This is a genomic window from Mesorhizobium sp. M1182 (assembly GCF_040318335.1).
GTDB lineage: Bacteria > Pseudomonadota > Alphaproteobacteria > Rhizobiales > Rhizobiaceae > Mesorhizobium.
In genome coordinates, this window is sequence record NZ_JAMYMD010000001.1 from 87,981 (window position 1) to 108,724 (window position 20,744).

A 20,744-nucleotide genomic window follows, 5' to 3' on the forward strand; every position below is an offset into this window, starting at 1 on the left:
TGCCGGCACGGGCCGCAAGGTGTGACGCGAGCCGTTCAGTGGTCTCGCGGTGAGCTGGACGACATCAAGGAACAGATCGCCTATATTTCGCAGGATAATCCGCGCGCTGCGCGCCTGGCAGCAGACCGGATTCTGGACGCAGGGGCCGCGCTTGGGGAAATGGCAACCGGGCGGCCCGGCCGTGTATCCGGCACCTATGAAAAGCCTATGAGTCGCCTGCCCTACATCATCGCTTATGCCGTGACCGCCAAGGGCGGCCGAGAAAGCATTTCAATTTTGCGGGTGATCCACGCAGCGCGCGATTGGCAGGACGAGGAATGGCCGAACTGAACGAAATCTCGCGACGAAGGGGCTTTAATCGCGAGCGGATTTGCTGCCAACAATTTTGACAGCAAGCTGCCGGGTATTGCTCCCGAGTTTAACCGGAGACCTGGGTGGGAGCATATACGTCGAGCACGTTCTGAGTTTCGTCCGTTCGCAATGAGTTATGGCTGCTAACGATCTGGCAAGAACCACGATTCAGTCCGCGGTCAGCACGACCTTGACACTCTGTGAACGGTCGGCGGCAAGTCGGAAGGCATCGGTGGCGCAAGAAAGCGTGCGCTCCGCTGTCATCAGCTTCAGGACGTCCACCTCCCCCGACACGATGAGATCGACCGCCCGGCCGAACTCCGTGCCGAAGCGGAATGTGCCTTTGAGGTCGATCTCCTTGGCCATTACTGCATTGGCAGGCAGCGGGATGTGGCCACCGGGAAGATTGCCGACCTGGACCACCGTGCCGCCGCGCCGGACACTGGCGATCGCCGCGGCAAGGCCGGCGGCAGTGCCTGAAATCTCGAACGCGACATCAAGCGAATCCCCGGCAGCAAGCGCCTGGAGTTCGGCGTCGCCGCCGGAAAGGTCGATCGTCCTGTCGGCGCCAAGCCGGCGGGCGAAGGCGAGCGGCGCGGCGGCGATATCGACGACGGTCAGTTCAGCGCAGCCGGCAAGCCTGGCCGCGAGCATGGTCAAGAGACCGATGGGGCCGGCACCGAACAGGACGACGTTGCGGCCCCTGACGTCGCCCACCCGCGCGACGGCGTGCAGACTGACCGCCAACGGCTCGGCAAGTGCGGCCGCCTGGTAGGCCACGTCAGATGGAACCTTGAAACATTGCGCGGGCGTGGCGTCGAACAGACTGGCGAATCCGCCCTGCATATGCGGCGTCTTCGATGCCGAGCCCATGAAATAGATGTTCTCGCAGAGATTGGCGCGGCCTTCCAGGCATCGCGCGCAACGCCCGCACCAGCGCGACGGATTGACCGCGACATGGTCGCCGATGCCGAGGCCGGGCGCGGCGCCGTTGATCTCGACGATTTCGCCTGAGATTTCGTGGCCGAGGACAAGCGGCGAAGTGACGACGAAGTCGCCGGTACGGGCATGGCGGAAATAATGCAGGTCGGAGCCGCAGATGCCCCCTGCCCCAAAGCGCACCCGCACCATACCTGGTGCCAGCGGTTCAAGCGGACGCTCCACGACGCGCAGGTCCTGCGGGCCGAACAGCGTCGCGGCAATCGCCTGGCCACTCACCGGATCAAGCCCATCTCGGTCGGCAGCCAAAGCGTGATGGCGGGTATGAAGGTGATCAGAAGCAGCGCCACGATAAGCGGCACCAGCCACGGCAGGATCGCCATGGTGGTGCGCTCAACCGAGAGCTTGGCAACGCGCGACAACACAAAGAGCACCATGCCGAGCGGCGGGTGCAAAAGCCCGATCATCAGGTTGAGCGTCATGATCAGCCCGAAATGCACAGGGTTGATGCCGTAGACGGCGGCGACCGGCAGCAGGATCGGCACCAGAATCGTGATCGCGGCGATCGTATCGAGGAAGCAGCCGACCACCAGCATCAGGATGTTGACCAGGATCAGGAAGACCCACTTGTTTTCGGTGAGCGCGAAAATGAAGTTCGAGAACAGCTGTGCTGCCTGGCTGACGGTGAGCAGCCAGGCGAAGATCGATGCGGCGGTGACGATGAAAAGCACCGAGGCGGTCGTCTCGATCGTGTCAAAGCTGGCCTTGGCAAGCAAACGCAGCGTCATCGTGCGGTAGCGCACCAGCCCGAGGAAAAGCGACCAGATCACAGCCGCCATCGCCGCCTCGGTCGGCGTGAACCAGCCCATCGTCATGCCGCCGATCAGGATAACCGGCGTCATCAGCGCCATGACCGCGGAGAAATCGAAATACCAGTCCGCCACGATCAGCACCAGCAGCGCTATGCCGACCGCGATATTGATCGACAGGCCAAGCTGCACCAGCACATAGCAGCCAATCGGAAAGGCAGCCACCACCAGCACCTCGCCCGCAGCTTCGGCCAGCCGCCGAAGCTCGAAGGATGTGTCGGAGCCCCAGCCGCGCCTGTGGGCGAAGATGGCGACCGTGATCATCATCAGCACGGTCATGACCACGCCGGGCAGGATGCCGGCCATGAACAGCGCGCCAATCGAGACATTGGCCATCATGCCGTAGATGACGAAGGGCAGCGAGGGCGGAAAGATCGGCCCGAGCGTGGCGGAAGCGGCGGTAACCCCGACCGCGGCGTCGATAGGATAGCCGTGGTCCTTCATCGCCTTGATCTCGATGGTGCCGATGCCGGCGGCGTCGGCGAGAGCGGTGCCCGACATGCCGGAAAAGATCACCGATCCGATGATGTTGACCTGCGCCAGGCCGCCTTTCATCCAGCCGACCAGGGCAAGGGCGAAGGAATAGATGCGCCCGGTCACGCCGGCGATGTTCATGAGGTTGCCGGCCAGGATGAAGAACGGAACGGCGAGCAGCGGAAAGCTCTCCACCCCGGCGATCATGCGCTGGGCCGCGATGATATCGGGCGCGACGCCGTAGATGACGAGGTAAAGGATCGACGCGGCCGCCATCGAAACGGCGACCGGCACGCCGATGAGCATCAGGACAAGAAAGCCCCCGACCAGAAGCAGCATCGCTCAGACCCCCGCCGTCTCGAACGCGCCAGGACGCTCGAGCACCGAATAGCCGCGCCTGTAATTGCCGATGAAGACCTGGATCGAGCGCAGTAGCATCAGCACGAACCCGGCCAGTACGGCGTAGAAAAACCAGCGCCGCGGCAGGTTGACGGTGACCATGCGCTCATGCGCCACGATCGTGACGTAGCGCCACATCAGCCAGGACCCGTAGCCGAAGAATGCAATGCGGATAACATCGACGGCGAGCGCCAGCCAGCGGCCGACGCGCTCCGGCAGATAGTGGTAAAGCACGTCGACATGGATATGGCGCGAAAGGCGCACGCACATGGCGGCGCCCAGAAAAACGACGACGACGAGCGCGTTGATGGCGATCTCCTCGGTCCACGCAAGGCTGTTGTTCAGCGCATAGCGGGTGAAAAACTGCAGGAAGACACACACGACCATGCCCCAGAATACGGCAAGCGTGATCCAGTCCTCGATGCCGTGGTCCGACAGGTCGACGTGTACCGGCACCTCCTCGAAGGCGTGCGCGATCTCTCCGACGGTGATCTCGATGTGGTGTTCCTCGGCCATCGGCGCGGGCTCCCGAAGCTGGTGGGTCGTCAAGGATTGAAAAGGCCGTCCGGCGCAATTTGGAGCCGGACCGAAGAGCAGGTTAAAGCAGCAAATCCGATTGCCGCTCTATCCTCTTGATTAAGCATTCGATTTGCCGATGGCCTACTTGATGGCGCGGATCGCTTCCCAATCGGCCTTGTTGTAGCCGAACTCCTCGAAGGTGACCTTCTCCAGCACATTCTTCTCGAAGTCGGCACGGTCGACATCGGTTACGCTGATGCCGCGGTCCTTGAATACCTGCACCAGTTCCTTTTCGCGGGCGACGATCTTTGCCGTGGCGCGGGCGGCAGCCTCCTGCATCACCTCGGTGAAGATCTTCTTGTCTTCGTCGGAAAGCGAGGCCCAGCGCGACGCCGATATGATGGTGTTGAGATGATCGACGATATGGCCAGTGAGCACGATGTTCTTCTGCACCTCGTAGAATTTCTTCGCCTCGATGGTGGTCAGCGGATTCTCCTGGGCCTCGACCGTGCCGTTCTGCAGGGCCAGATACACCTCGGCGAAGGCAATCGGCGCGGTGTTGGCGCCGCAGGCACGCGGCATGGCCAGATAGGCCGGCACGTCGGGAACCCGCATCTTCAGGCCCTGCATGTCGGAGCACTTGGCGATCGGACGGTTCGAGGTGGTCTGCCGCGTCCCGTAATAGGTGGTGGCGGCGATGTGATTGCCGGTCTTGTCCTCATAGCCCTTGGTCAGGGCCTTGTAGACGTCGCTCTTGGTGTATTTCAGCAAATGGTCGGCATCGCGGAAAGTGTATGGGAAATAGGTGACGCCGATCGGTGGATATTCGCGCGCCGCGAAGCTCGATCCGGAAATGATGATATCGACGGTACCGAGCATCAGGCCCTGGTTGATGTCTGCTTCCTTGCCAAGCTGCGAGGCCGGATAGACGTCGATGGCGTAGCGGCCCTGGGTGCGCTTCTTGATTTCGTCGGCCGCCCACACGGATTCGGTGTGGAAGGGCTCCGTCGTCTCGTAGACATGCGCCCATTTCAGGACCGTTTCCGCCGAGGCCGACGCCATGGGTATGGCAATTGCGGCGATCGCACCGAGCAGAACTGCGTATTTTCTCAGCATCTAATTCCTCCCTGGTTGAACTTGACGGCCGGATCTCCCCCCGGCCAACTGCTATTCCGCAACCTCCTTGGCCGCGGCTCTCTCATCGAAATTGCGTGAGAATCTGATTTGCGACTGGCGCAGATGCTGTTGCATGGCGGCCTTGGCCCGCTCGGGGTCGCGCGCGGCAATTGCATCGCGCACAGCACGATGTTCCTTTGCCGCGACCTGCCAGGAATCGCTGGTCTCGAAATGGATCGACAGGCGTTCGAAGTACGGGTTCATGCGCTGGTCGAAAAGCTCGCCGATGAAGCGCACCAGCACCGCGTTCTCGAGAATGCCGGCGACAGCGGTGTGAAATTCCCGGTCGAGCGCAATGGTCATCTTTTTGGGGTGACGCATGGCCTCCATCCGTCGCAGCACGTCGTCGAGCCGTTCGATATCTGCAGGCCGGACATGGAGGGCCGCTTCGGCGGCGATCGCGCCTTCGACAAATTCGCGCGCGCGCAACAGCTCGAACGGGCCTTCCTCGACTTCGGGTTCGGAGGCGGCGGCGCTCGGCGGATCGGTGACGTAGATACCCGAGCCGACGCGGATGCGTATGCGGCCTTCGACCTCCAGCGCTATCAGCGCTTCACGGACTGTCGGGCGGGAAATTCCGAGCTGGTCGGCCAGATCCCGCTCGGTCGGCAGGCGGTCGCCGACGGAAAACTCGCCGGCATCGATCAGCTGCCTGAGCTGATCGGCGACCTGTCGGTAAAGCCGGCGTGGTTCAACGGCCTGGATCGGCATGTGCGTTTAGTTCCCTCCCGGGCCAACCCTGGTACATTGGTCTGACCCATTGACCGCAGCTTAGACAGAGGACGCGGAGAGTCAAGCTCGATGGAACCGCGGCCCGCACAACCGGAACGCGGCGGCATTGCGCAAGCATTCCATGCGTCAGCGCCGTCCCCCGCGAATGACCAGGACGTTCCCGGCGGCGACGAGGGCGAGCCCGGCAACCGCGTAAGCGGTCCAGGCATAGCCTTCCAGCGCCGTGGAGATCAAAAGCGCAAAGACGGGAAATATGACGGTCGCATAGCCGGCGCGGGCGCCGCCAATGCGTCCGAGCAGCGTCAGGTAGGCGGCGAAAGCGACGACGGTCGATATGACGGCGAGGAAGACCAGCGAGCCAATATAAGAGGCGGTCGTCGCGAACACGAACGGCTCACCAAGCAGGAAGGCCAGGAACGTCGACCACAGAGTGCCATAAAGCATGCCCCAGGCGCTCGTTGAAACGAGCGGCAGGCCGCGGCGCTGGTTTGCGACGGAGACGAGATTGCCGGCGCAGAAGCTCAGCGTGCCACAGAGGCACAGAAGAAGGCCTACCAACGTGCCGCCGGAAAGCCCGTTGGCGGCGATTTCGGGAAAGAACATCAGCGCTATGCCGGCGAAGCCGATGAGGCCGCCGGCGAGAATGCGCGGCGCCGGGCGCTCGCCGACGACCAAGGCAGCGAGCAGCATGTTGATGACCGAGGCGAGCGAGAAGACGACCGAGAGCAAGCCGCTGACGAGATAGCCGGCGCCGTAATAGAAAAACAGGAAGTTCGACGAGAAGATGAGGATGCCGAGCACAGCAAAGCGCAAATGATCGGTGATCGGAAAGCGGAGCCGCCGACCGGAAAAGCCCGCCCAGGCAAACATCAGCAGCGTGGCGATGGCGAAGCGCCAGACCAGATTGACCTCGTTCGACACGCCGCTGCCGACCTGAAGTTCGATCGCGAACCACGATGCGCTCCAGGCAATGACCGTCAGCGCGTAAAGCCCGTAGTCGACCGGTTCGAAGGGGCGGTCGTGCGTCGTCAAGCGCATTTCCACGCTAGCCGGTTCCGCGGCGCCGTTTGGTTCTCTTGTTACTGACATGCTGGCCAAGACTCTTCCGCTCACAAGACGCTTACGGAGCGATTGTCCTCCTTCGCCGCTTCTGAACCCAGAAGACGAGACCGACCAACAACAGGGCCGGGATGGTAAACCAATAGCGCGATGGCCGTTCCGCAGGGACTAGCACCTGGTTGATCTCGTCGCCGGGCTGCAGGCCGAATTTGGCCGCCTGACTGCCCAGTCGCACCACGCCGACCGTCACGCTATCGCCAAGCGCACTGACGTCCAGGCCCGCAGCCTTCAGGCGTTCGGCCGATGAATTTGCAGGCCCGAGCTGCAGCCGAACCAGCTTCGATATCTCATCGCCGTTGAGGTTCAGTGTCGTCAGGCGCAAGCGAACCGCGCCTCCCTCGGCCGTCTCGTCGACGATACGGCTGAGTTCGGTGGCGGGTACTGCCCGATACGGTTCACTCATCTGATCGAGCAACAATCCCGGCCTGAACAAGATGAAACAGGCCACAAGCAACGCAATCGTCTCGTACCAGCGGTTGCGCACGAGCATCCAATTCTGCGTCGCTGCTACAAACGAGACCATGGCCAGCGTCGATGTCACCACCATCGCGACGAAATCGAACGGACCTTCGAGATCGATCATCAGCAGTCCGGTGTTGAAGATGAAGATGAACGGCAGCAGGCCGGTACGGATCTCGTACTTGAAGCCCTGAATGCCGGTCTTCACCGGATCGGCGCCGGAAATTGCCGCAGCTGCATAAGCCGCCAGGCCCACTGGCGGCGTCACGTCCGCCATCAGCCCGAAATAGAAAACGAACATGTGGACGGCGACCAGCGGCACGGCAAGATCGTTCTGCGCCGCCAAATCGACGATGACCGGCGCCATCAAGGTGGCGACGACGACATAGCTTGCAGTGGTCGGCATGCCCATGCCGAGAATGATGCAGATCACCGCGGTGAACAAAAGCATGACGATGAAGCTGCCGCCCGAGATGAATTCGACCAGCTCGGTCATTACCAGCCCGATGCCCGTGAGCAGAACCGTGCCGACGATGATGCCGGCCGTCGCAGTGGCAATGCCGACCGTCGTCATGTTGCGTGCGGCGGCGGACAGACCACCGACCAGATCGTCGAAACCGTGAAGCCAATGCTGCGCCAGCGCGCGGTCCTTGCGGAAAAAGGCGGTGAGCGGCCGCTGCGTGACGATCAGCGCCATAAGGGCGACAGCGCCCCAGAATGCCGACAGGCCGGGCGACAACTCCTCCACCATCAGGCACCAGATCAGCAGGATCACAGGCAGCAGAAAATGCAGGCCGGTGCGTGCCGTCTCGCCGAAGTGGGGAATCCTGACGATCTCGCCCTCCAGATCCTCCAGCGGCAGGTCGGGATAACGCGCCCGGTAGGCGACAAGGCCGATGTAAACGGCGATCAGCGCGGCAGTGATCATCCAGGTCGCGGCCGTGCCGAAAACGATCTTCGTCCAGCCAATGCCGTAATAGACAAGCCCTGCGAGGATGATGAAACCGCATACGCCCATCAGCCCGCGCAGCGCGCCCTGAAATGCGGAGTGCGTGCTGCGTGACGGCAGGCCCTTCATCCCGGTCTTCATCGCCTCGATATCGACGATGTAGAACAACGAGCCGTAGGTCAGCAGCGCCGGATAGAAGGCGTGCTTGACCACCTCGGCATAGGAAATGCCGACATATTCCGCGATCAAGAACGCGGCGGCGCCCATCACCGGAGGCATCAGCTGACCATTGACGCCGGCCGCGCATTCGATGGCGCCCGCCTTCACCGCAGAATATCCGACCCGGCGCATCAGCGGGATGGTGAAGGTTCCGGTGGTCACGACATTAGCGATCGACGACCCGGAAATCATGCCGGTCAGGCCGGAAGCCACGACACCGGCCTTGGCCGGACCGCCGCGGTATCTGCCGAGCAGCGAGAAGGCAAGCTGGATGAAAAAGCCGCCGGCGCCGGCGCGCTCCAGCAATGTTCCGAACAGAACGAACATGAAGACGACGTTGGTGGACACACCGAGGGCAACACCGAAGACCCCCTCCGACGTCAGCCACATCTGCGAGGCTGCGCGCGATAACGTCGCGCCCTTATGGCCGAGCAGGCCAGGTAGGTGAGGCCCGGCAAAGATATAGATCAGCATGCTCGCCGCGATGACGGTGATGGCAGGCCCGACGGCGCGACGGGCGGCCTCGAGCAGGATGAGGACGCCGGCGATCGAGACGACCAGGTCAGCCGTAGTAGGAAGACCCGGCCGATGGGCGATATCGCTGTAAAAGACCAACAGATAGAGGGCGGACGCCGCCCCGGCGATGCCTAGCACCCAGTCGGACAGCGGCACCCGGCTGCGCGACGAGGTCTTGAAGGCCGGAAACGTCAGCATCGCCAGAAACAGGGCGAAGGCCAGATGGATGGAGCGGGCGATGCCGTCGCTGACGACACCAAAATTGAGCATGAACGGAAGGGGCGAGGCATACCAGAGCTGGAACAGCGACCATGCCAGCGATACGCCGAGGATCAGCTTCGCGGTGCGGCCGGTCGGCTTGCGCCCACCGGTGTCGGCCTCGGCGACGATCTCGCTAAGCTTGTCAATGTCGATAACGGGTTGGTCAGGCCCTGCCGCCCGCTGGCTTTGATCTGTCATCGTTCCCCACAATTATTTGCAATGCGAGGCGCCTGTGGCGCCTCGCATTGAAGGCCTAGAGCCACCCCTTCTCCTTGTAATAGCGCTCCGCGCCCGGATGCATTGGCGCCGACAGACCGGTCTTGATCATCTCCTTGGGATCGAGATTGGCGAAAGCCGGATGCAGTTTCTTGAAGTCGTCGAAATTTTCGAAGACCGACTTCACCAGTTCGTAGACCACCTCATCGGGCGTGCTGGCATTCGTCACCACGGTCGCGCGGACGCCGAATGTCGTCACGTCGTCCGGATTGTTGGCGTACATGCCGCCCTTGATGGTGGCGACTGAATAGTACGGATGAGCTGCCAGCAGCGCGTCCACTGCCGGACCGGTCAGCGCGATGAGTTTGGCACCACAGGCCGTGGTCGGATCCTGGATCGCCGCGGAAGGATGACCAACGCCATAGAAGAAACCGTCGATCTTGTTGTCGCACAGCGCGCTGCCCTGCTCGTCCGCCTTCAGCTCCGCGGCAAGCGAGAAATCGCCGAGCGTCCAGCCCATCTGCTTGAGCAACTCCTCCATGGACGAGCGGGTGCCTGACCCGGGATTGCCGACGTTGAAGCGTTTGCCTTTGAAGTCCTCGAATTTGGTGACGCCGGCGTCTGGCCGCGCCAGCACGGTAAACGGCTCGGGATGGACAGAGAACACGGCCCGCAGATCCTTGAACGGCTTGCCGTCGAAATTTCCGGTCCCCTCATAGGCCTGGTACTGAACGTCCGATTGGGTCAAGCCGAAATCGAGGTCGCCCGTCTGGATGGAGTTGACGTTGAAGACCGAACCGCCGGTCGACTCCGTCGAGCATCGGATGCCGGTTTTCTGCCGGTCCTTGTTCATCAGTCGGCAAATGGCGCCGCCGACGGCGTAGTAGACGCCGGTGACCCCGCCGGTGCCGACCGTGACGAAGCGCTGCTCGGCTCCGACGGATGGCAGCGCCAGCAGCATGCAGGCCGCCGCGCCGATCAGGGTTTTCATTGAACTGTACATGGTTGCTACCTCTCTGGTGGGTGTCCCGGCCCGTCGCCGATGACGCGTTGGAACTGGTTGAGGCGGTCCGCGTCGTGCGGCTCAGGCCGCTGAAGCGATCGCAGCGTCGATCGCCTCACCGAGCCGTTCGACGATCCGATCGATATCCTGTTTGGAAATGATGAATGGCGGCGCCACAAGCACATGAACGCCCCGCACACCATCAATCGTCCCGGCCATCGGATAAATCATCAGGCCGCGGGCCATTGCTTCGCGCTTGATGCGGGCGTTGAGTTCAAGCCTCTGGTCGAATGGTTCCTTGCTGGCGCGATCAACCACCAGCTCGATTCCCCTGAATAGACCCCGCCCGCGAATGTCGCCGACGTGATGGTGGTTATCGAAGCGTTGGTGCAGGCGTTCGTCCAGCTGCGCGCCCATTGCGCTGACGTTGTCGAGCAAACCGTCACGCCGGATGACCTCCTGCACGGCAAGGCCGGCCGCCGCTGCCATTGGATGGCCCATATAGGTATGTCCATGCTGGAAGAAGCCCGAGCCTTGGGCAAAGGCATCGAATATATGCCGGCCGAGCAGCACCGCGCCAATCGGCTGGTAGCCACCGCCGAGTCCCTTGGCGATGGTCAGCAGGTCGGGAGCGATGCCGTCCTGCTCGCACGCATGCAGCGTGCCGGTACGGCCCATGCCGCACATCACCTCGTCGAGAATGAGCAGCACGCCGTAGCGGTCGCAAATCGCGCGAATGTGCTTGAAGTAGTCCGCGACCGGCGGCACCGCGCCGAGCGTGGCACCCACCACCGGCTCGGCGACAAAGGCGATGACCTCGTCCGGGCCGAGTTCGAGGATCTTGTCTTCGAGCTGCTGGGCGGCGCGCGCCGCATAGGCTTCGTCGCTTTCGCCATGCTTTTGATAGCGATAGGCGTAACAGGGGTCGATATGGTGGGTCTCGATCAGCAACGGCCTGAACTGGGCGCGCCGCCATTCGTTGCCGCCGGTGGCGAGAGCGCCGAGCGTATTGCCGTGATAGCTCTGCCGGCGTGCGATGAGATGGCGCCGTTGCGGCTCGCCTTTCTCGACAAAATATTGCCTGGCCATCTTGAGCGCGGCCTCGACCGCCTCCGAGCCGCCGCTGACCAGATAGACGTGGTCCAACCCTTTCGGCGCGTCCTCGACCAGCCGGTCCGCCAAGCGCTCCGCCACCTCGGTGGTGAAGAAGCTGGTATGGGCGTAGGCGATGCGGTCAAGCTGGGCGTGCAGCGCGGCAATCACGTCGGGATGGCCGTGGCCGAGACAGGACACGGCCGCGCCGCCCGATGCGTCGATGTAGGACTTGCCCTCTGCGTCGAACAGTTCGATGCCTTGGCCGCGAACGGCGACCGGCAGCGTCGAGTGGATGGTTCGATGAAGAATGTGTGTCATCGACGGTCCCTCAGGGGCATTTTCTTCGGCGCACGCTGGTTCAGGTGGGTCTTGAGGGCGGCGCCCTGCTCATCGAAGCGTCGCAGCGATTCAACGGCGCCCTCGCCTGCCTGTCCTGCGACAAGAGCACCGAGGATCTCAGCAACGATGAAAGCTGGCGTCATGGTGTGGAAAAAGGACGGGCTGCCGGTCGGCACGACGACCAGGTGATCGGCAAGCAGCGCCAAGGGGGCTACCCCGCTGTCGGTGATCGCAATGACCGGTACGCCGCGGCCGGCAGCATACTCGACAAGCTCGATGGTGAAGCGCGTGTAGGGCAGGACGCTGGCGGCGATCAGCACGTCGTCCTTGGTCGCATGGGCCAGAGCGTCGCCATCGGTTCCGCCGATGCCGTGCAACAGCACCGACTTCTCGCCGATCAGCGACAGGATGTAATGCAGATGCCAGGCCACCGCATGGCTCGAGCGCAGGCCGAGGCAATAGACGCGCCTTGCCGCACTCAGCGCCCTGGCCGTCTCGACCAGACGGTGGATCGACCTGCTTTCGGCGAGATGGGCAAGCTGGCTGGAAATCGAATCCAGAATATCGGCCGCCAGCGCGTGGTCGCCCTTGAGCTTTTGGCTGGCCACCTGAAGGCCCGCCTTGCCGGCGAAACCGATTTCGCCGTCCCGGATCGCGGCGGCGTAGATATCGCGTACCGCCTCGTAGCCATCAAGGCCGAGATGCTGGGCCAGCCGCGTCATCGTCGCCGGCTGCACTCCTGCGTGCCGGGCCTGCTCGCGCATGGACAACAGCGCGACATCATACGGCTTGTCAAGGACATAGCGCGCAGCGGACCGAAGCTGCGCCGACATGCCGTCGAAGGCAGTGACGATCTGTCCAGCAAGCTCTCCCTGGTCCATGGATATTGCTAGCTCGCCAGCCCAGCGATTGCAACGTCTGTTTCAGTGTGATCAAAGATTGATTCATATGAATCTTGTCGCTCACAGAACGTCCCCATGAAGCCGGCCACTGGTCTCGACCGCATCGCCATAGCCGTCGCCCCGAATGGGGGACGTCGCAGCAAGGCCGACCATCCGGCGATTCCACTGACACCAGCCGAACTTGCGAGGACGGCCGCGGAATGCGCCGATGCCGGTGCGGCTATGATCCACGTCCATGTCCGCGACAGAAGCGGCAATCATCTGCTCGACCCCGACGCCTACCGCCAGACGATCGCCGCCATCCGCGGTGCTGCCGGCGACCGCTTGATAATTCAGATCACCTCCGAAGCGCTCGGTATCTATTCGCCGGCCCAACAGATGGCCGTCGTACAAGATGTGAAGCCGCAAGCTGTCTCGTTGGCGCTTCGCGAAATCGTTCCTGATGCCGGATCGGAACTCGCCTGTGTGCGCTTCATGGCCTGGCTGCACACCGAGGGGGTTGCGCCGCAGATCATCCTCTATTCGCCCGAGGAGGCCGTCAGGCTTTCGGACATGCAGCAGCGCGGACTGATCCCCTGGGCAAGCATACCGGTTCTCTACGTGCTGGGCCGATACACGCCGGGACAGGCGTCCGTTCCTGCCGATCTCCTGCCATTCCTCGCGGCGAACATGCCGCGCTTCGACCATTGGAGCGTCTGCGCCTTCGGCCGCAACGAAGCGGCGTGCGTGACCGCCGCCGCGTTGCTTGGCGGCCATGTCCGGGTCGGCTTCGAAAACAATCTTTTCCTTCCGGACGGCAGCATAGCCTCGTCCAACGCCGAACTGGTAGCGACCGTCGCACGCATACTCGCCGACTGCGGCGTCAAGATCGCCTCGGCCGCCGAGTTGGCGGCTCAATGGAACGCGCCGTTTCGTTCCATATGACAAACCAAAGCCTATTTTCGGCGGCAAGCTCGCGCAAGACATAGAGAGGCGGCTGCAATGTCATCGCCACGGAAGAACGACGTGTCCCCGCCCGCGGCGCGGCGATTGCAACAACAGTGCCGGTCGTTGTAACCATTCCGGCCGCTTGATATTGGAGGAGACGCAGCATGGACCGATTCACCGGCGGTTGCCTGTGCGGCAACGTCCGAATTGTCGCGTCAGGGCGCCCATACCGGGTCGGCCTTTGTCACTGTCTCGACTGCCGCAAGCATCATGGCGCCCTTTTTCACGCTTCCGCGATTTTTCCTGAGGATGCGGTGACGATCGACGGCGAAACACGCGACTACGCCGGGCGGTTTTTCTGTCCCCGCTGCGGCTCCTCCGTTTTCGGACGCACCGCAGACGAAATCGAAGTAAACCTGGGGTCCCTGGATGCGCCTGACCAGCTGATGCCAACCTACGAAAGCTGGATCATCCGACGCGAGTCCTGGTTGCCGCCGTTTCCGCTCACCAGACGGTACGAGCGCGATCGTGACGCCACGGGTCGCTTTGAGGAATAGGTCGCAGGAACGGTGCCGAGGAGGCAACGACATCAGAACATGGATTTTCACAGGCCGCCTGCTCACGCCGCTAAAATGTGAACTTGCATGCTTACAAGGTGCGCTGCCTTCATCCACATTGCCCCATGGGCATTCGTGAGCGCCTAAGGCGACCCGTGACAGCCAAGGCGCCGGACCTTAGAGGAGGATCGCAGGGGATGGGATTCATCGTCGCGATCCTGACGCAGGCTTTGTACAGAGCGCCGCGTTCAAAGCTGGCCGTTTAGGAGGTCACGCCGGAAGATCGGCCTTGCGGAAGCCATCAACGAAATGCCCAAGCAGCGCAGCGTCGTGGAATGGCTCTGTCGTGGTCCAGTGGCCCGCCGCCTCGAAACGATGATCACAGGCTAGTGGTCGCGGCGACAATCAACCCGCCCAAGACGGCGACATTGATGGTGAAGCCGGTACGAAGCGCTTCGCGTTCATCGCCGCTGTAGCGCCAGAAGTTGAGCGCCATGAACGACGCCGCAATGGTGAATACGGCCAAGGTCGCGGCGGGAAAGGGTCCACCAAGGCCCGCTGCTAGGCAAAAGCCGCCTGCGATCTCCAGCACCGATCCGGCCGCGAGAAGAGGCCTGGGAGCAGGAAAGCCCCGCTCGGCCAGGGACGCTGTAACTGCCCGGAACCTGAGGAAATGCTCGGCGCCCGCCCAGATAAAGACGCCGCCGAGCAAAACCAATCCAAGGTGGTGGAGGAACGCGATCATTCCTTGCTGCCGTCCTCGGTGTAAACCGCTAGCTCGTAACCATCCGGATCCGCGAAATGAAAGCGCCGGCCGCCGGGGAACCCATAAATCGGCCTGACGATCGTGCCTCCCGCTTCCTCGACCCGCTTGACCGTTGCCGGCAAATCATCGGCATAGAGAATGACGAGCGGGCCTCCTCCGGACCTCGCTGGGCCAGCGGCGAAGCCACCTGACAAGCGCCCGTCGTTGAACTCGCAATATTGCGTGCCGTAGTCAGTGAAGGTCCAGCCGAAGGCCTTTCCGTAGAAGTCGCGTGACCGCTGAATGTCTTTCACGTTGAATTCGACGTAGTCGATCCGTTGATCGTTGTTGTTGCTCATGATGCATACCTCTCGTGTGGTGTACGACGGCGAAAGATAAGCACGCATCTCGCCTGCCGGATTGAACAAAACGGCCATCGACGTATGGCTTCACACGGCGCCGCCGAGGCGATGCATCTGACATGATTATTCACCTACCCTCTTCCTTCCGGCCGGAAGAAACAACCGATTCTTGCAACCGTTTTCGATTGGCAGACGTTGTCGGTCGTGCAGATTGTTGTCTCGAGCGACGGCGGGCGCAGCCACTGCGTCGGTTCACCGCCGGTAATCCGAAGAGGAGCGAGATGAGCGATCCCGTCCCAGCGCAGGCAACGGGTTCATTTCAGCAACGTCCAGCGTCGGCGCGGCTTCACGGGAGCTTTGCTTCGGTGTGGGCGCATCGAATGGACCCGGCGGGCGCACCGCCAATCGTCGTCATGCCCGATGCAACGATCGACCTGCAATGGATCGGAGGCAGCTTCCGAATTGCCGGCCCCGACAAGGAGCCGCAGACCGAGGTCCTGGCGGCAGGCGAGATCGTGATCGGCTTGCGCTTTCATCCTGCCACGGCGGCGGCATGGCTCGGCGTGCCACAAATCGAGCTTGTCGGCCAGAGGCTGTTGCTCGACGATTTATGGGGCGCGCGAGCCCGGCGCCTCGCCAGCCGCGTGCGCGCAGGCGACAATCTCGAGGATCTGGCCTGTTCGCTCGAACAGGTCGTCGCCGAGGAGGCGGCCTCCCGCGCGCCAGACGTTCCCATGCAGGCGGCATATCGCCTGATCGAGCGCGGGCCGCCACCCGACGCGCCGCTCGTCCCTTGGTTGATGCGCGCACTCGAGATGAGCGAAAGGACGTTGCGCCGGCGCTTCGACGAGAGCTTCGGCTATGGCCCCAAGACGCTTGACCGTATCCTCCGCTACCAGCGCTTTCTGCGGCTTTCGAGCCAATCAAACAGCGCCACGGCCATCCTGGCAGCCGAGGCGGGCTATTCCGATCAGGCGCATCTTGTCCGCGAGAGCCGACGCCTGACGGGAAGCACCCCGCGACAGATTCATCACCTGCTGCAGAACGGGTGAAACCACGTCGCGCTCTTCATTGGCCGTTTTGTTCAATTCGTCACTGTCGCCCGACTTTATCCTGGTGTCTCCGACAACCAGAGGAGATCGCCATGAAACCGCGCATTTCGGTTTTGACTATCGCTGTCGCCAACCTCGAGAGTTCTCTGGCGTTCTACCGCGACGGTCTCGGCTTGCCGACGGAAGGGATCATCGGCCGCGAGTTCGAGCATGGCGCCGTCGCGTTCTTCACGCTGTCCGGCGGGTTGAAGCTCGCGATCTGGGCGCAGGACGACCTCGCCTACGACACTGGCCTGCCCAAGGCGCCGATCAGCTCGACCTCGTTCACAGTCGGACACAACGTTGTGCGCCGCGAAGAAGTCGATCAAGTGATGGATGAGGCCGCTCGCGCCGGAGCCGAGATCATCAAGCCTGCCCGGGACACGTTCTTTGGCGGATATGCCGGATACTTCCGCGATCCGAACGGACACCTGTGGGAGGTCGTCTGGAACCCCGCCAACATACCGAATGAGGACGCTCTCTGAGGGCAGGTATGGCCCTGTAGGATCGGGCCGTTCCGGTCATTCCCGGTGCTGGCAAATTCTATCGGCATCGGGGCGGGCGGCCTGCTTTCCCTGGCAAACGAAGCCAGTTCGACGGCAGTCCACCAGCATAATCTTACGGGGCTGATTATGTAGCTCTATCCAGATTCGCCTCGCCTGCATGGCGCATCATGCGGCGGAAGCTCATTGAGATATGCGCCCGCCTTATGTGCCCGATGGACTCCCAGTCGCCGATTTCGGCCGCGGCAAGGACCTCTTCCATTTCGCGGCGGAATGCGGTGAATTCCTCGACGAGGCCCAATTGCGGCATCAGCTTCAGGACGACGCGCGCGACCTGAAAATACAGGCGCTCGCTGATCTCGCGCAGTGGCTGGTTGCCGGTCATCGCCGTGAGCTCGTAGAAAAAATCCATGTTGAGGCGCAGGAAAGCGCGCTGGTCGGGATTGAGTATATCGGCATCGCAGCGCGCGATGAGCGCCCGTATCCGGTCAAGATCGTCCGCCGTGCGCGGAATCGGCGAAAGCTTGCCGACGAGGAGCGCCAGCTCCAGGCGCAAATGATAGACCTGCTGCAATTCCTCGATGTCGACGTCGGTGACGATCGTGCCGACGCCGTGGACGGATTGAACCAGACCCTCGGATTCAAGGCGCGCCAGCACGCGCCGGACCGGCGTGCGGCTGATCTGGAATTCCTGGGCAAGTTCTTCCTCGGACAGGTGGCTTCCCGGCGCATAATCGAGCAGGCAGATGCGGTCGCGCAATATCCGGTAGATGCGCTCGAACCGCTCCCGCGCGGAGAGCGGGCGCGGCGGCGCGGCGGTCACCGTCGTGGGCGGCTTGGCCTCTGTCTCGATCGTCACCCAGCCTCCAGGACAGCATGCAGGAATTGCCGTGTCCGCTCGTTCTTGGGAGCACCAAACAGTTCGCTTGGCGGCCCCTGCTCGCAGATCTTGCCTTGATAGAAGAAACAAACGCGGTCGGAAAACTCCTTGGCGAAGCCCATCTGATGGGTGACCATCAGCATGGTGAGATCATGCTCGCGCCCGATTTGCCTTATCACCTGCAGCACTTCGCCGACAAGCTCCGGGTCGAGCGCCGACGTCACCTCGTCGAACAGCATGATCTTGGGCCGCATTGCCAGCGCCCTGGCGATGGCGACGCGCTGCTGCTGGCCGCCAGAAAGCTGTGACGGATAGTGGTCCTTCTTCTGGGCCAGACCGACCAGCTCCAGCAGTTCGGCCGCTCTTGCCTCGGCGTCCGCCCGCTTCATTCCGAGCACCGTTATCGGCGCCTCGATGCAGTTCTGCATCGCTGTCATATGCGGAAACAGGTTGAACGACTGGAACACCATGCCGATTTTGGCGCGGATCTTGCGGATGTGGGCGAGATCGGCGGGAACAAGCTTGCCGTTCCTCTCCATATGGGTCAGCGGCTCGCCTTCGACCCAGATGACGCCGTCATTGATCGTCTCCAGCGTCATCAGCATGCGCAGCACCGTCGTCTTGCCCGAACCCGACGGACCGATGACGGAGACTTTTTCGCCGCGCGCTATTTCGAGATTGAGCCCGTCGAGAACGGTTAACGTGCCGTAGCGTTTCGATACATTGTCGAAGCGGACCATCGGTTGTTCAGTCATCGGGTGGTCCTCCGGTTGAGCAGCCCTTCGAGGGAGCGGATGAGCGCCGCCGAAACCAGGCTCATGGCAAGGAAAAACAGGCCGACCAGCGTGATCGGCTCGGTGTAGCGGAACGTTTCGGAGCCGATGATCTTGGCGGTCTGCATCAGTTCCATCACGGCGATTGCGGAAAGCAACGGCGTTTCCTTGAACAAGGCCACCAGATAATTGCCGAGCGCCGGAACGATCGGCGGGATCGCCTGCGGAATGATGATGTCGCGGAACGTCGTCCAGGACGAGAGATTGAGCGCGATCGAAGCTTCCCACTGGCCGCGATGGATGTTGTCGAAACCGGCGCGATAGACCTCGGAGCAATAGGCGGCGTAGTGGATGCCGATGGCCAGCACCCCGGCGGTGAAAGCGTCGAGCACGACACCGAATTTCGGAAAGACGAAATAGAGAAAGAATATCTGGATGAGCAGCGGGGTCGAGCGGATCAGCTCGACCAGCACCGAAATCGTCCAGCTGGTCCATGGCACGGCGATGCGGACAACGGCCAGCACCAGGCCGAGCGAGGCGGCAAGCGCAAAGCCGATCAGCGTCGCTTCGATGGAAATGACGGCGGCGCGGGCAAGCACCGGCAGGATTTCCAGGGCAAATCCCCAATCCCAGATCATGCCGCCTTCCCCCGCGCCAGTCCGAGCGACGCTCGCCTTTCAAGAAGCCGCATGCCGATGGTCACAACCAGCGACATTGCCAGGTACATCAAAAGAACGAGGGTGAAGATCGGAATGGTCTTGAACGTGTTCTGGTTCATTTGCTGCGCCTTGAAGGCGAGATCCGAAAGCGTGATCAGCGAGACCAGCGCCGTCGATTTCAGAAGCTCGATGAACAGATTGCCCCAGGGCGGGATCATCGCGACAAAGGCCTGCGGCAGGATGATCCGGCGCAGCATCTGCGGGCGGCTCATGTTCAATGCAGTACACGCTTCCCACTGGCCGCGGGCGACGGACTGGATCGCGCCGCGCACGCACTCCGATCCGTAAGCGCCGACATTGAGGCCGAGCGCCAGCACCGCCACAACGAATGCGTTGATCGTGACGCCGAATTGCGGGAGCACGAAAAACAGCCAGAACAATTGCACCAGTGCCGACGTTCCGCGGAAGATCTCGACGTAAACCGTGGCCAGCCATCTGAGCGGCGTCGGGCCATACATCCTTGCAAGTGCCGCAAGCACGCCCATGATAATTGCCAGCAGGCTGCCGAGGACGGCGATCTCGACCGTCAGGACCGCGCCTTGCAGCAGCCCCGGCATGAACACTCTATAGCTTTCCTGTGTTGCCAACGCGCCGATCACGACTAGCGCGATGACCAGCATGGCAATGAGCGTACGGATTCCCATGCGATTCCCCCGGGAAAAAAGGGCGGCGCTTTCGCGCCGCCAGCAGTTGGGAACCTATTTGCCAGCGCAGAGCTCTGCGGTGGTCTTGTTGGGCAGATAATCCTTGCCGAAGCCGAGTGGCTCGACCAGCGCGATATGCTCCGGCGAACCGATGAACTTCTTCAGCTCGGCGTTGAAAGCCTGCTGCAGGTCGGTGTCTTCCTTGCGGAAGCCGAAGCCGCCATGGCCTTTCACCGACTTGCCGGCGACCTCGCCGAAGGGCTTGGTCGATTCGACACCGTCGGCCTTCTTGGCCATGTCGGCGATCGAAAGGGCGGTAAGCGCGGCAGCATCGGCGCGGCCCGACTGGACGGCGGCGACCAGGCTGGACTGGTCGGGCAAGGAGACGATCTGCCCATCGGCAACGCCCGCTTCCTTGGCGAAGCCGCCTTCGACGGCGCCGGCCATCACGGCAAGCTTGAGATCCGGATTGTCCTTGATGCTGGAAAAATCCTTGATGCCTTTCGGATTGCCTTTTGCCACCAGCATAGCCTCGCCGATGCCGTAGGACGGCTCGGAGTAGTTGATCTCGGCGCAGCGCTTCGGGGTGATGAACATGCCGGCGGCGATGATATCGAAGCGGCCGGCCTTGAGACCTGGAATGAGCGAGCCGAATTCGGTCAAAACACCGTCGACCTGCGGTATGCCCATCTTGGCGAGCACCGCCTTGGCGACTTCCGGCGCCTCGCCGGTCAGCTTGCCGTCTGGCGTGGCGTAACCGAACGGCGCCTCGTTGGCGAAACCGACGCGGATGTAGCCGTCCTTCTTGGCCCGTTCGAGGGTGGTTTCCGCGTGAGCGGACAGCGAGGTCAATGACGTCGCGGCGAGCGCGATGCAGGCAGCCGCTTTCACGACCATGCGGCGCGATATCGATGAATTGAACATGCTTTTCTCCCATTGGACAACTGTGGATGGTTCCCAGGGCGCGGCCTTCTTCGAGGTCGGCGCCTGCTTGATCAGACGTATA

General features: G+C 62.3%; 22 protein-coding genes. 5 read left to right on the top strand and 17 right to left on the bottom strand.

The window, feature by feature from the left end; translation table 11 throughout:
* Positions 1 to 21: 21 nt before the first annotated feature.
* Entirely contained in the window at positions 22 to 330 is a 309-nt protein-coding gene (locus NKH33_RS00380) for a type II toxin-antitoxin system RelE/ParE family toxin (RefSeq protein ID WP_352470553.1), read from the top strand.
* A gap of 189 nt (positions 331 to 519) precedes the next feature.
* Here the strand turns inward: NKH33_RS00380 and NKH33_RS00385 are convergent, their stop codons facing one another.
* The 10 genes from NKH33_RS00385 to NKH33_RS00430 form a co-directional block, all read right to left on the bottom strand.
* Positions 520 to 1,569 (bottom strand): L-idonate 5-dehydrogenase, encoded by a 1,050-nt coding sequence (locus NKH33_RS00385; protein ID WP_352470554.1) that lies wholly within the window; start codon positions 1,567 to 1,569, stop codon positions 520 to 522.
* The gene (locus NKH33_RS00390; protein WP_352540079.1) at positions 1,566 to 2,972 is read right to left on the bottom strand and encodes a TRAP transporter large permease; all 1,407 of its coding nucleotides are present in this window, start codon (positions 2,970 to 2,972) and stop codon (positions 1,566 to 1,568) included. The genes NKH33_RS00385 and NKH33_RS00390 overlap by 4 nt, the downstream gene beginning before the upstream one ends.
* A gap of 3 nt (positions 2,973 to 2,975) precedes the next feature.
* Entirely contained in the window at positions 2,976 to 3,548 is a 573-nt protein-coding gene (locus tag NKH33_RS00395; RefSeq protein ID WP_352470555.1) for a TRAP transporter small permease, read from the bottom strand.
* 144 nt (positions 3,549 to 3,692) lie between these two features.
* Positions 3,693 to 4,667, bottom strand: coding sequence for a sialic acid TRAP transporter substrate-binding protein SiaP (locus NKH33_RS00400; protein WP_023717039.1), 975 nt, complete (start codon positions 4,665 to 4,667; stop codon positions 3,693 to 3,695).
* A gap of 51 nt (positions 4,668 to 4,718) precedes the next feature.
* Positions 4,719 to 5,438, bottom strand: coding sequence for a FadR/GntR family transcriptional regulator (locus NKH33_RS00405; protein WP_352917963.1), 720 nt, complete (start codon positions 5,436 to 5,438; stop codon positions 4,719 to 4,721).
* Positions 5,439 to 5,585: 147 nt separating this feature from the next.
* Positions 5,586 to 6,497, bottom strand: a complete 912-nt coding sequence (locus tag NKH33_RS00410; RefSeq protein ID WP_352502598.1) for a DMT family transporter — start codon at positions 6,495 to 6,497, stop codon at positions 5,586 to 5,588.
* An 82-nt stretch (positions 6,498 to 6,579) separates the two neighbouring features.
* On the bottom strand, positions 6,580 to 9,180 hold the full coding sequence (locus NKH33_RS00415) for a TRAP transporter permease (RefSeq protein WP_352540080.1): 2,601 nt from the start codon (positions 9,178 to 9,180) through the stop codon (positions 6,580 to 6,582).
* 55 nt (positions 9,181 to 9,235) lie between these two features.
* Positions 9,236 to 10,189, bottom strand: coding sequence for a TAXI family TRAP transporter solute-binding subunit (locus NKH33_RS00420; protein ID WP_352502597.1), 954 nt, complete (start codon positions 10,187 to 10,189; stop codon positions 9,236 to 9,238).
* A 93-nt stretch (positions 10,190 to 10,282) separates the two neighbouring features.
* Positions 10,283 to 11,614 carry an aspartate aminotransferase family protein gene (locus NKH33_RS00425; RefSeq protein ID WP_352470559.1) on the bottom strand — a complete coding sequence of 444 codons (1,332 nt, stop codon included), beginning with the start codon at positions 11,612 to 11,614 and terminating at the stop codon, positions 10,283 to 10,285.
* Entirely contained in the window at positions 11,611 to 12,516 is a 906-nt protein-coding gene (locus NKH33_RS00430) for a MurR/RpiR family transcriptional regulator (protein WP_352470560.1), read from the bottom strand. Before NKH33_RS00430 ends, NKH33_RS00425 begins: the two co-directional genes overlap by 4 nt.
* A 96-nt stretch (positions 12,517 to 12,612) precedes the next feature.
* Here NKH33_RS00430 and NKH33_RS00435 point away from each other — a divergent pair, with 96 nt between their 5' ends.
* Both NKH33_RS00435 and NKH33_RS00440 read left to right on the top strand, forming a co-directional pair.
* Entirely contained in the window at positions 12,613 to 13,461 is an 849-nt protein-coding gene (locus NKH33_RS00435) for a beta-keto acid cleavage family enzyme (protein WP_352470561.1), read from the top strand.
* Between the two features lie 167 nt (positions 13,462 to 13,628).
* Entirely contained in the window at positions 13,629 to 14,021 is a 393-nt protein-coding gene (locus NKH33_RS00440; protein ID WP_352452141.1) for a GFA family protein, read from the top strand.
* A gap of 379 nt (positions 14,022 to 14,400) precedes the next feature.
* Here NKH33_RS00440 and NKH33_RS00445 read toward each other — a convergent pair whose 3' ends face one another.
* A complete protein-coding gene (locus NKH33_RS00445) occupies positions 14,401 to 14,766 on the bottom strand; it encodes a DoxX family protein (protein WP_352470562.1) in 366 nt (121 codons plus the stop codon).
* A complete protein-coding gene (locus tag NKH33_RS00450) occupies positions 14,763 to 15,128 on the bottom strand; it encodes a VOC family protein (protein ID WP_352470699.1) in 366 nt (121 codons plus the stop codon). Before NKH33_RS00450 ends, NKH33_RS00445 begins: the two co-directional genes overlap by 4 nt.
* Before the next feature lie 380 nt (positions 15,129 to 15,508).
* Here NKH33_RS00450 and NKH33_RS00455 point away from each other — a divergent pair, with 380 nt between their 5' ends.
* On the top strand, positions 15,509 to 16,180 hold the full coding sequence (locus NKH33_RS00455; RefSeq protein ID WP_352470563.1) for a helix-turn-helix domain-containing protein: 672 nt from the start codon (positions 15,509 to 15,511) through the stop codon (positions 16,178 to 16,180).
* A gap of 92 nt (positions 16,181 to 16,272) precedes the next feature.
* The gene (locus NKH33_RS00460) at positions 16,273 to 16,704 is read left to right on the top strand and encodes a VOC family protein (protein ID WP_352470564.1); all 432 of its coding nucleotides are present in this window, start codon (positions 16,273 to 16,275) and stop codon (positions 16,702 to 16,704) included.
* 145 nt (positions 16,705 to 16,849) lie between these two features.
* On the opposite strand, the gene NKH33_RS00465 is transcribed toward NKH33_RS00460, so the two are convergent.
* Genes NKH33_RS00465 through ehuB form a run of 5 tightly spaced genes read right to left on the bottom strand, consistent with a single transcriptional unit; the run spans position 16,850 to position 20,662 of the window.
* Positions 16,850 to 17,581, bottom strand: a complete 732-nt coding sequence (locus NKH33_RS00465) for a GntR family transcriptional regulator (protein ID WP_352470565.1) — start codon at positions 17,579 to 17,581, stop codon at positions 16,850 to 16,852.
* Positions 17,578 to 18,357 carry an ectoine/hydroxyectoine ABC transporter ATP-binding protein EhuA gene (gene ehuA, locus NKH33_RS00470; RefSeq protein ID WP_023717024.1) on the bottom strand — a complete coding sequence of 260 codons (780 nt, stop codon included), beginning with the start codon at positions 18,355 to 18,357 and terminating at the stop codon, positions 17,578 to 17,580. The genes NKH33_RS00465 and ehuA overlap by 4 nt, the downstream gene beginning before the upstream one ends.
* Positions 18,354 to 19,013, bottom strand: a complete 660-nt coding sequence (ehuD, locus tag NKH33_RS00475; protein WP_023674259.1) for an ectoine/hydroxyectoine ABC transporter permease subunit EhuD — start codon at positions 19,011 to 19,013, stop codon at positions 18,354 to 18,356. Before ehuD ends, ehuA begins: the two co-directional genes overlap by 4 nt.
* Positions 19,010 to 19,738: an ectoine/hydroxyectoine ABC transporter permease subunit EhuC gene (gene ehuC / locus NKH33_RS00480; RefSeq protein ID WP_352470566.1), complete on the bottom strand. Its 729-nt coding sequence runs from the start codon at positions 19,736 to 19,738 to the stop codon at positions 19,010 to 19,012. Before ehuC ends, ehuD begins: the two co-directional genes overlap by 4 nt.
* Before the next feature lie 54 nt (positions 19,739 to 19,792).
* On the bottom strand, positions 19,793 to 20,662 hold the full coding sequence (ehuB, locus tag NKH33_RS00485; RefSeq protein ID WP_352470567.1) for an ectoine/hydroxyectoine ABC transporter substrate-binding protein EhuB: 870 nt from the start codon (positions 20,660 to 20,662) through the stop codon (positions 19,793 to 19,795).
* Positions 20,663 to 20,744: the final 82 nt, after the last annotated feature.

Excerpts from the sequence above, each read along its gene's own strand:
- NKH33_RS00390 (WP_352540079.1), bottom strand. The coding sequence starts at position 2,972 with ATGCTGCTTCTGGTCGGGGGCTTTCTTGTCCTGATGCTCATCGGCGTG.
- NKH33_RS00395 (WP_352470555.1), bottom strand. The coding sequence starts at position 3,548 with ATGGCCGAGGAACACCACATCGAGATCACCGTCGGAGAGATCGCGCAC.
- NKH33_RS00400 (WP_023717039.1), bottom strand. The coding sequence starts at position 4,667 with ATGCTGAGAAAATACGCAGTTCTGCTCGGTGCGATCGCCGCAATTGCC.
- NKH33_RS00405 (WP_352917963.1), bottom strand. The coding sequence starts at position 5,438 with ATGCCGATCCAGGCCGTTGAACCACGCCGGCTTTACCGACAGGTCGCC.
- NKH33_RS00410 (WP_352502598.1), bottom strand. The coding sequence starts at position 6,497 with ATGCGCTTGACGACGCACGACCGCCCCTTCGAACCGGTCGACTACGGG.
- NKH33_RS00415 (WP_352540080.1), bottom strand. The coding sequence starts at position 9,180 with ATGACAGATCAAAGCCAGCGGGCGGCAGGGCCTGACCAACCCGTTATC.
- NKH33_RS00420 (WP_352502597.1), bottom strand. The coding sequence starts at position 10,189 with ATGAAAACCCTGATCGGCGCGGCGGCCTGCATGCTGCTGGCGCTGCCA.
- NKH33_RS00425 (WP_352470559.1), bottom strand. The coding sequence starts at position 11,614 with ATGACACACATTCTTCATCGAACCATCCACTCGACGCTGCCGGTCGCC.
- NKH33_RS00430 (WP_352470560.1), bottom strand. The coding sequence starts at position 12,516 with ATGGACCAGGGAGAGCTTGCTGGACAGATCGTCACTGCCTTCGACGGC.
- NKH33_RS00435 (WP_352470561.1), top strand. The coding sequence starts at position 12,613 with ATGAAGCCGGCCACTGGTCTCGACCGCATCGCCATAGCCGTCGCCCCG.
- NKH33_RS00440 (WP_352452141.1), top strand. The coding sequence starts at position 13,629 with ATGGACCGATTCACCGGCGGTTGCCTGTGCGGCAACGTCCGAATTGTC.
- NKH33_RS00445 (WP_352470562.1), bottom strand. The coding sequence starts at position 14,766 with ATGATCGCGTTCCTCCACCACCTTGGATTGGTTTTGCTCGGCGGCGTC.
- NKH33_RS00455 (WP_352470563.1), top strand. The coding sequence starts at position 15,509 with ATGGACCCGGCGGGCGCACCGCCAATCGTCGTCATGCCCGATGCAACG.
- NKH33_RS00460 (WP_352470564.1), top strand. The coding sequence starts at position 16,273 with ATGAAACCGCGCATTTCGGTTTTGACTATCGCTGTCGCCAACCTCGAG.
- ehuA (WP_023717024.1), bottom strand. The coding sequence starts at position 18,357 with ATGACTGAACAACCGATGGTCCGCTTCGACAATGTATCGAAACGCTAC.
- ehuD (WP_023674259.1), bottom strand. The coding sequence starts at position 19,013 with ATGATCTGGGATTGGGGATTTGCCCTGGAAATCCTGCCGGTGCTTGCC.
- ehuC (WP_352470566.1), bottom strand. The coding sequence starts at position 19,738 with ATGGGAATCCGTACGCTCATTGCCATGCTGGTCATCGCGCTAGTCGTG.
- ehuB (WP_352470567.1), bottom strand. The coding sequence starts at position 20,662 with ATGTTCAATTCATCGATATCGCGCCGCATGGTCGTGAAAGCGGCTGCC.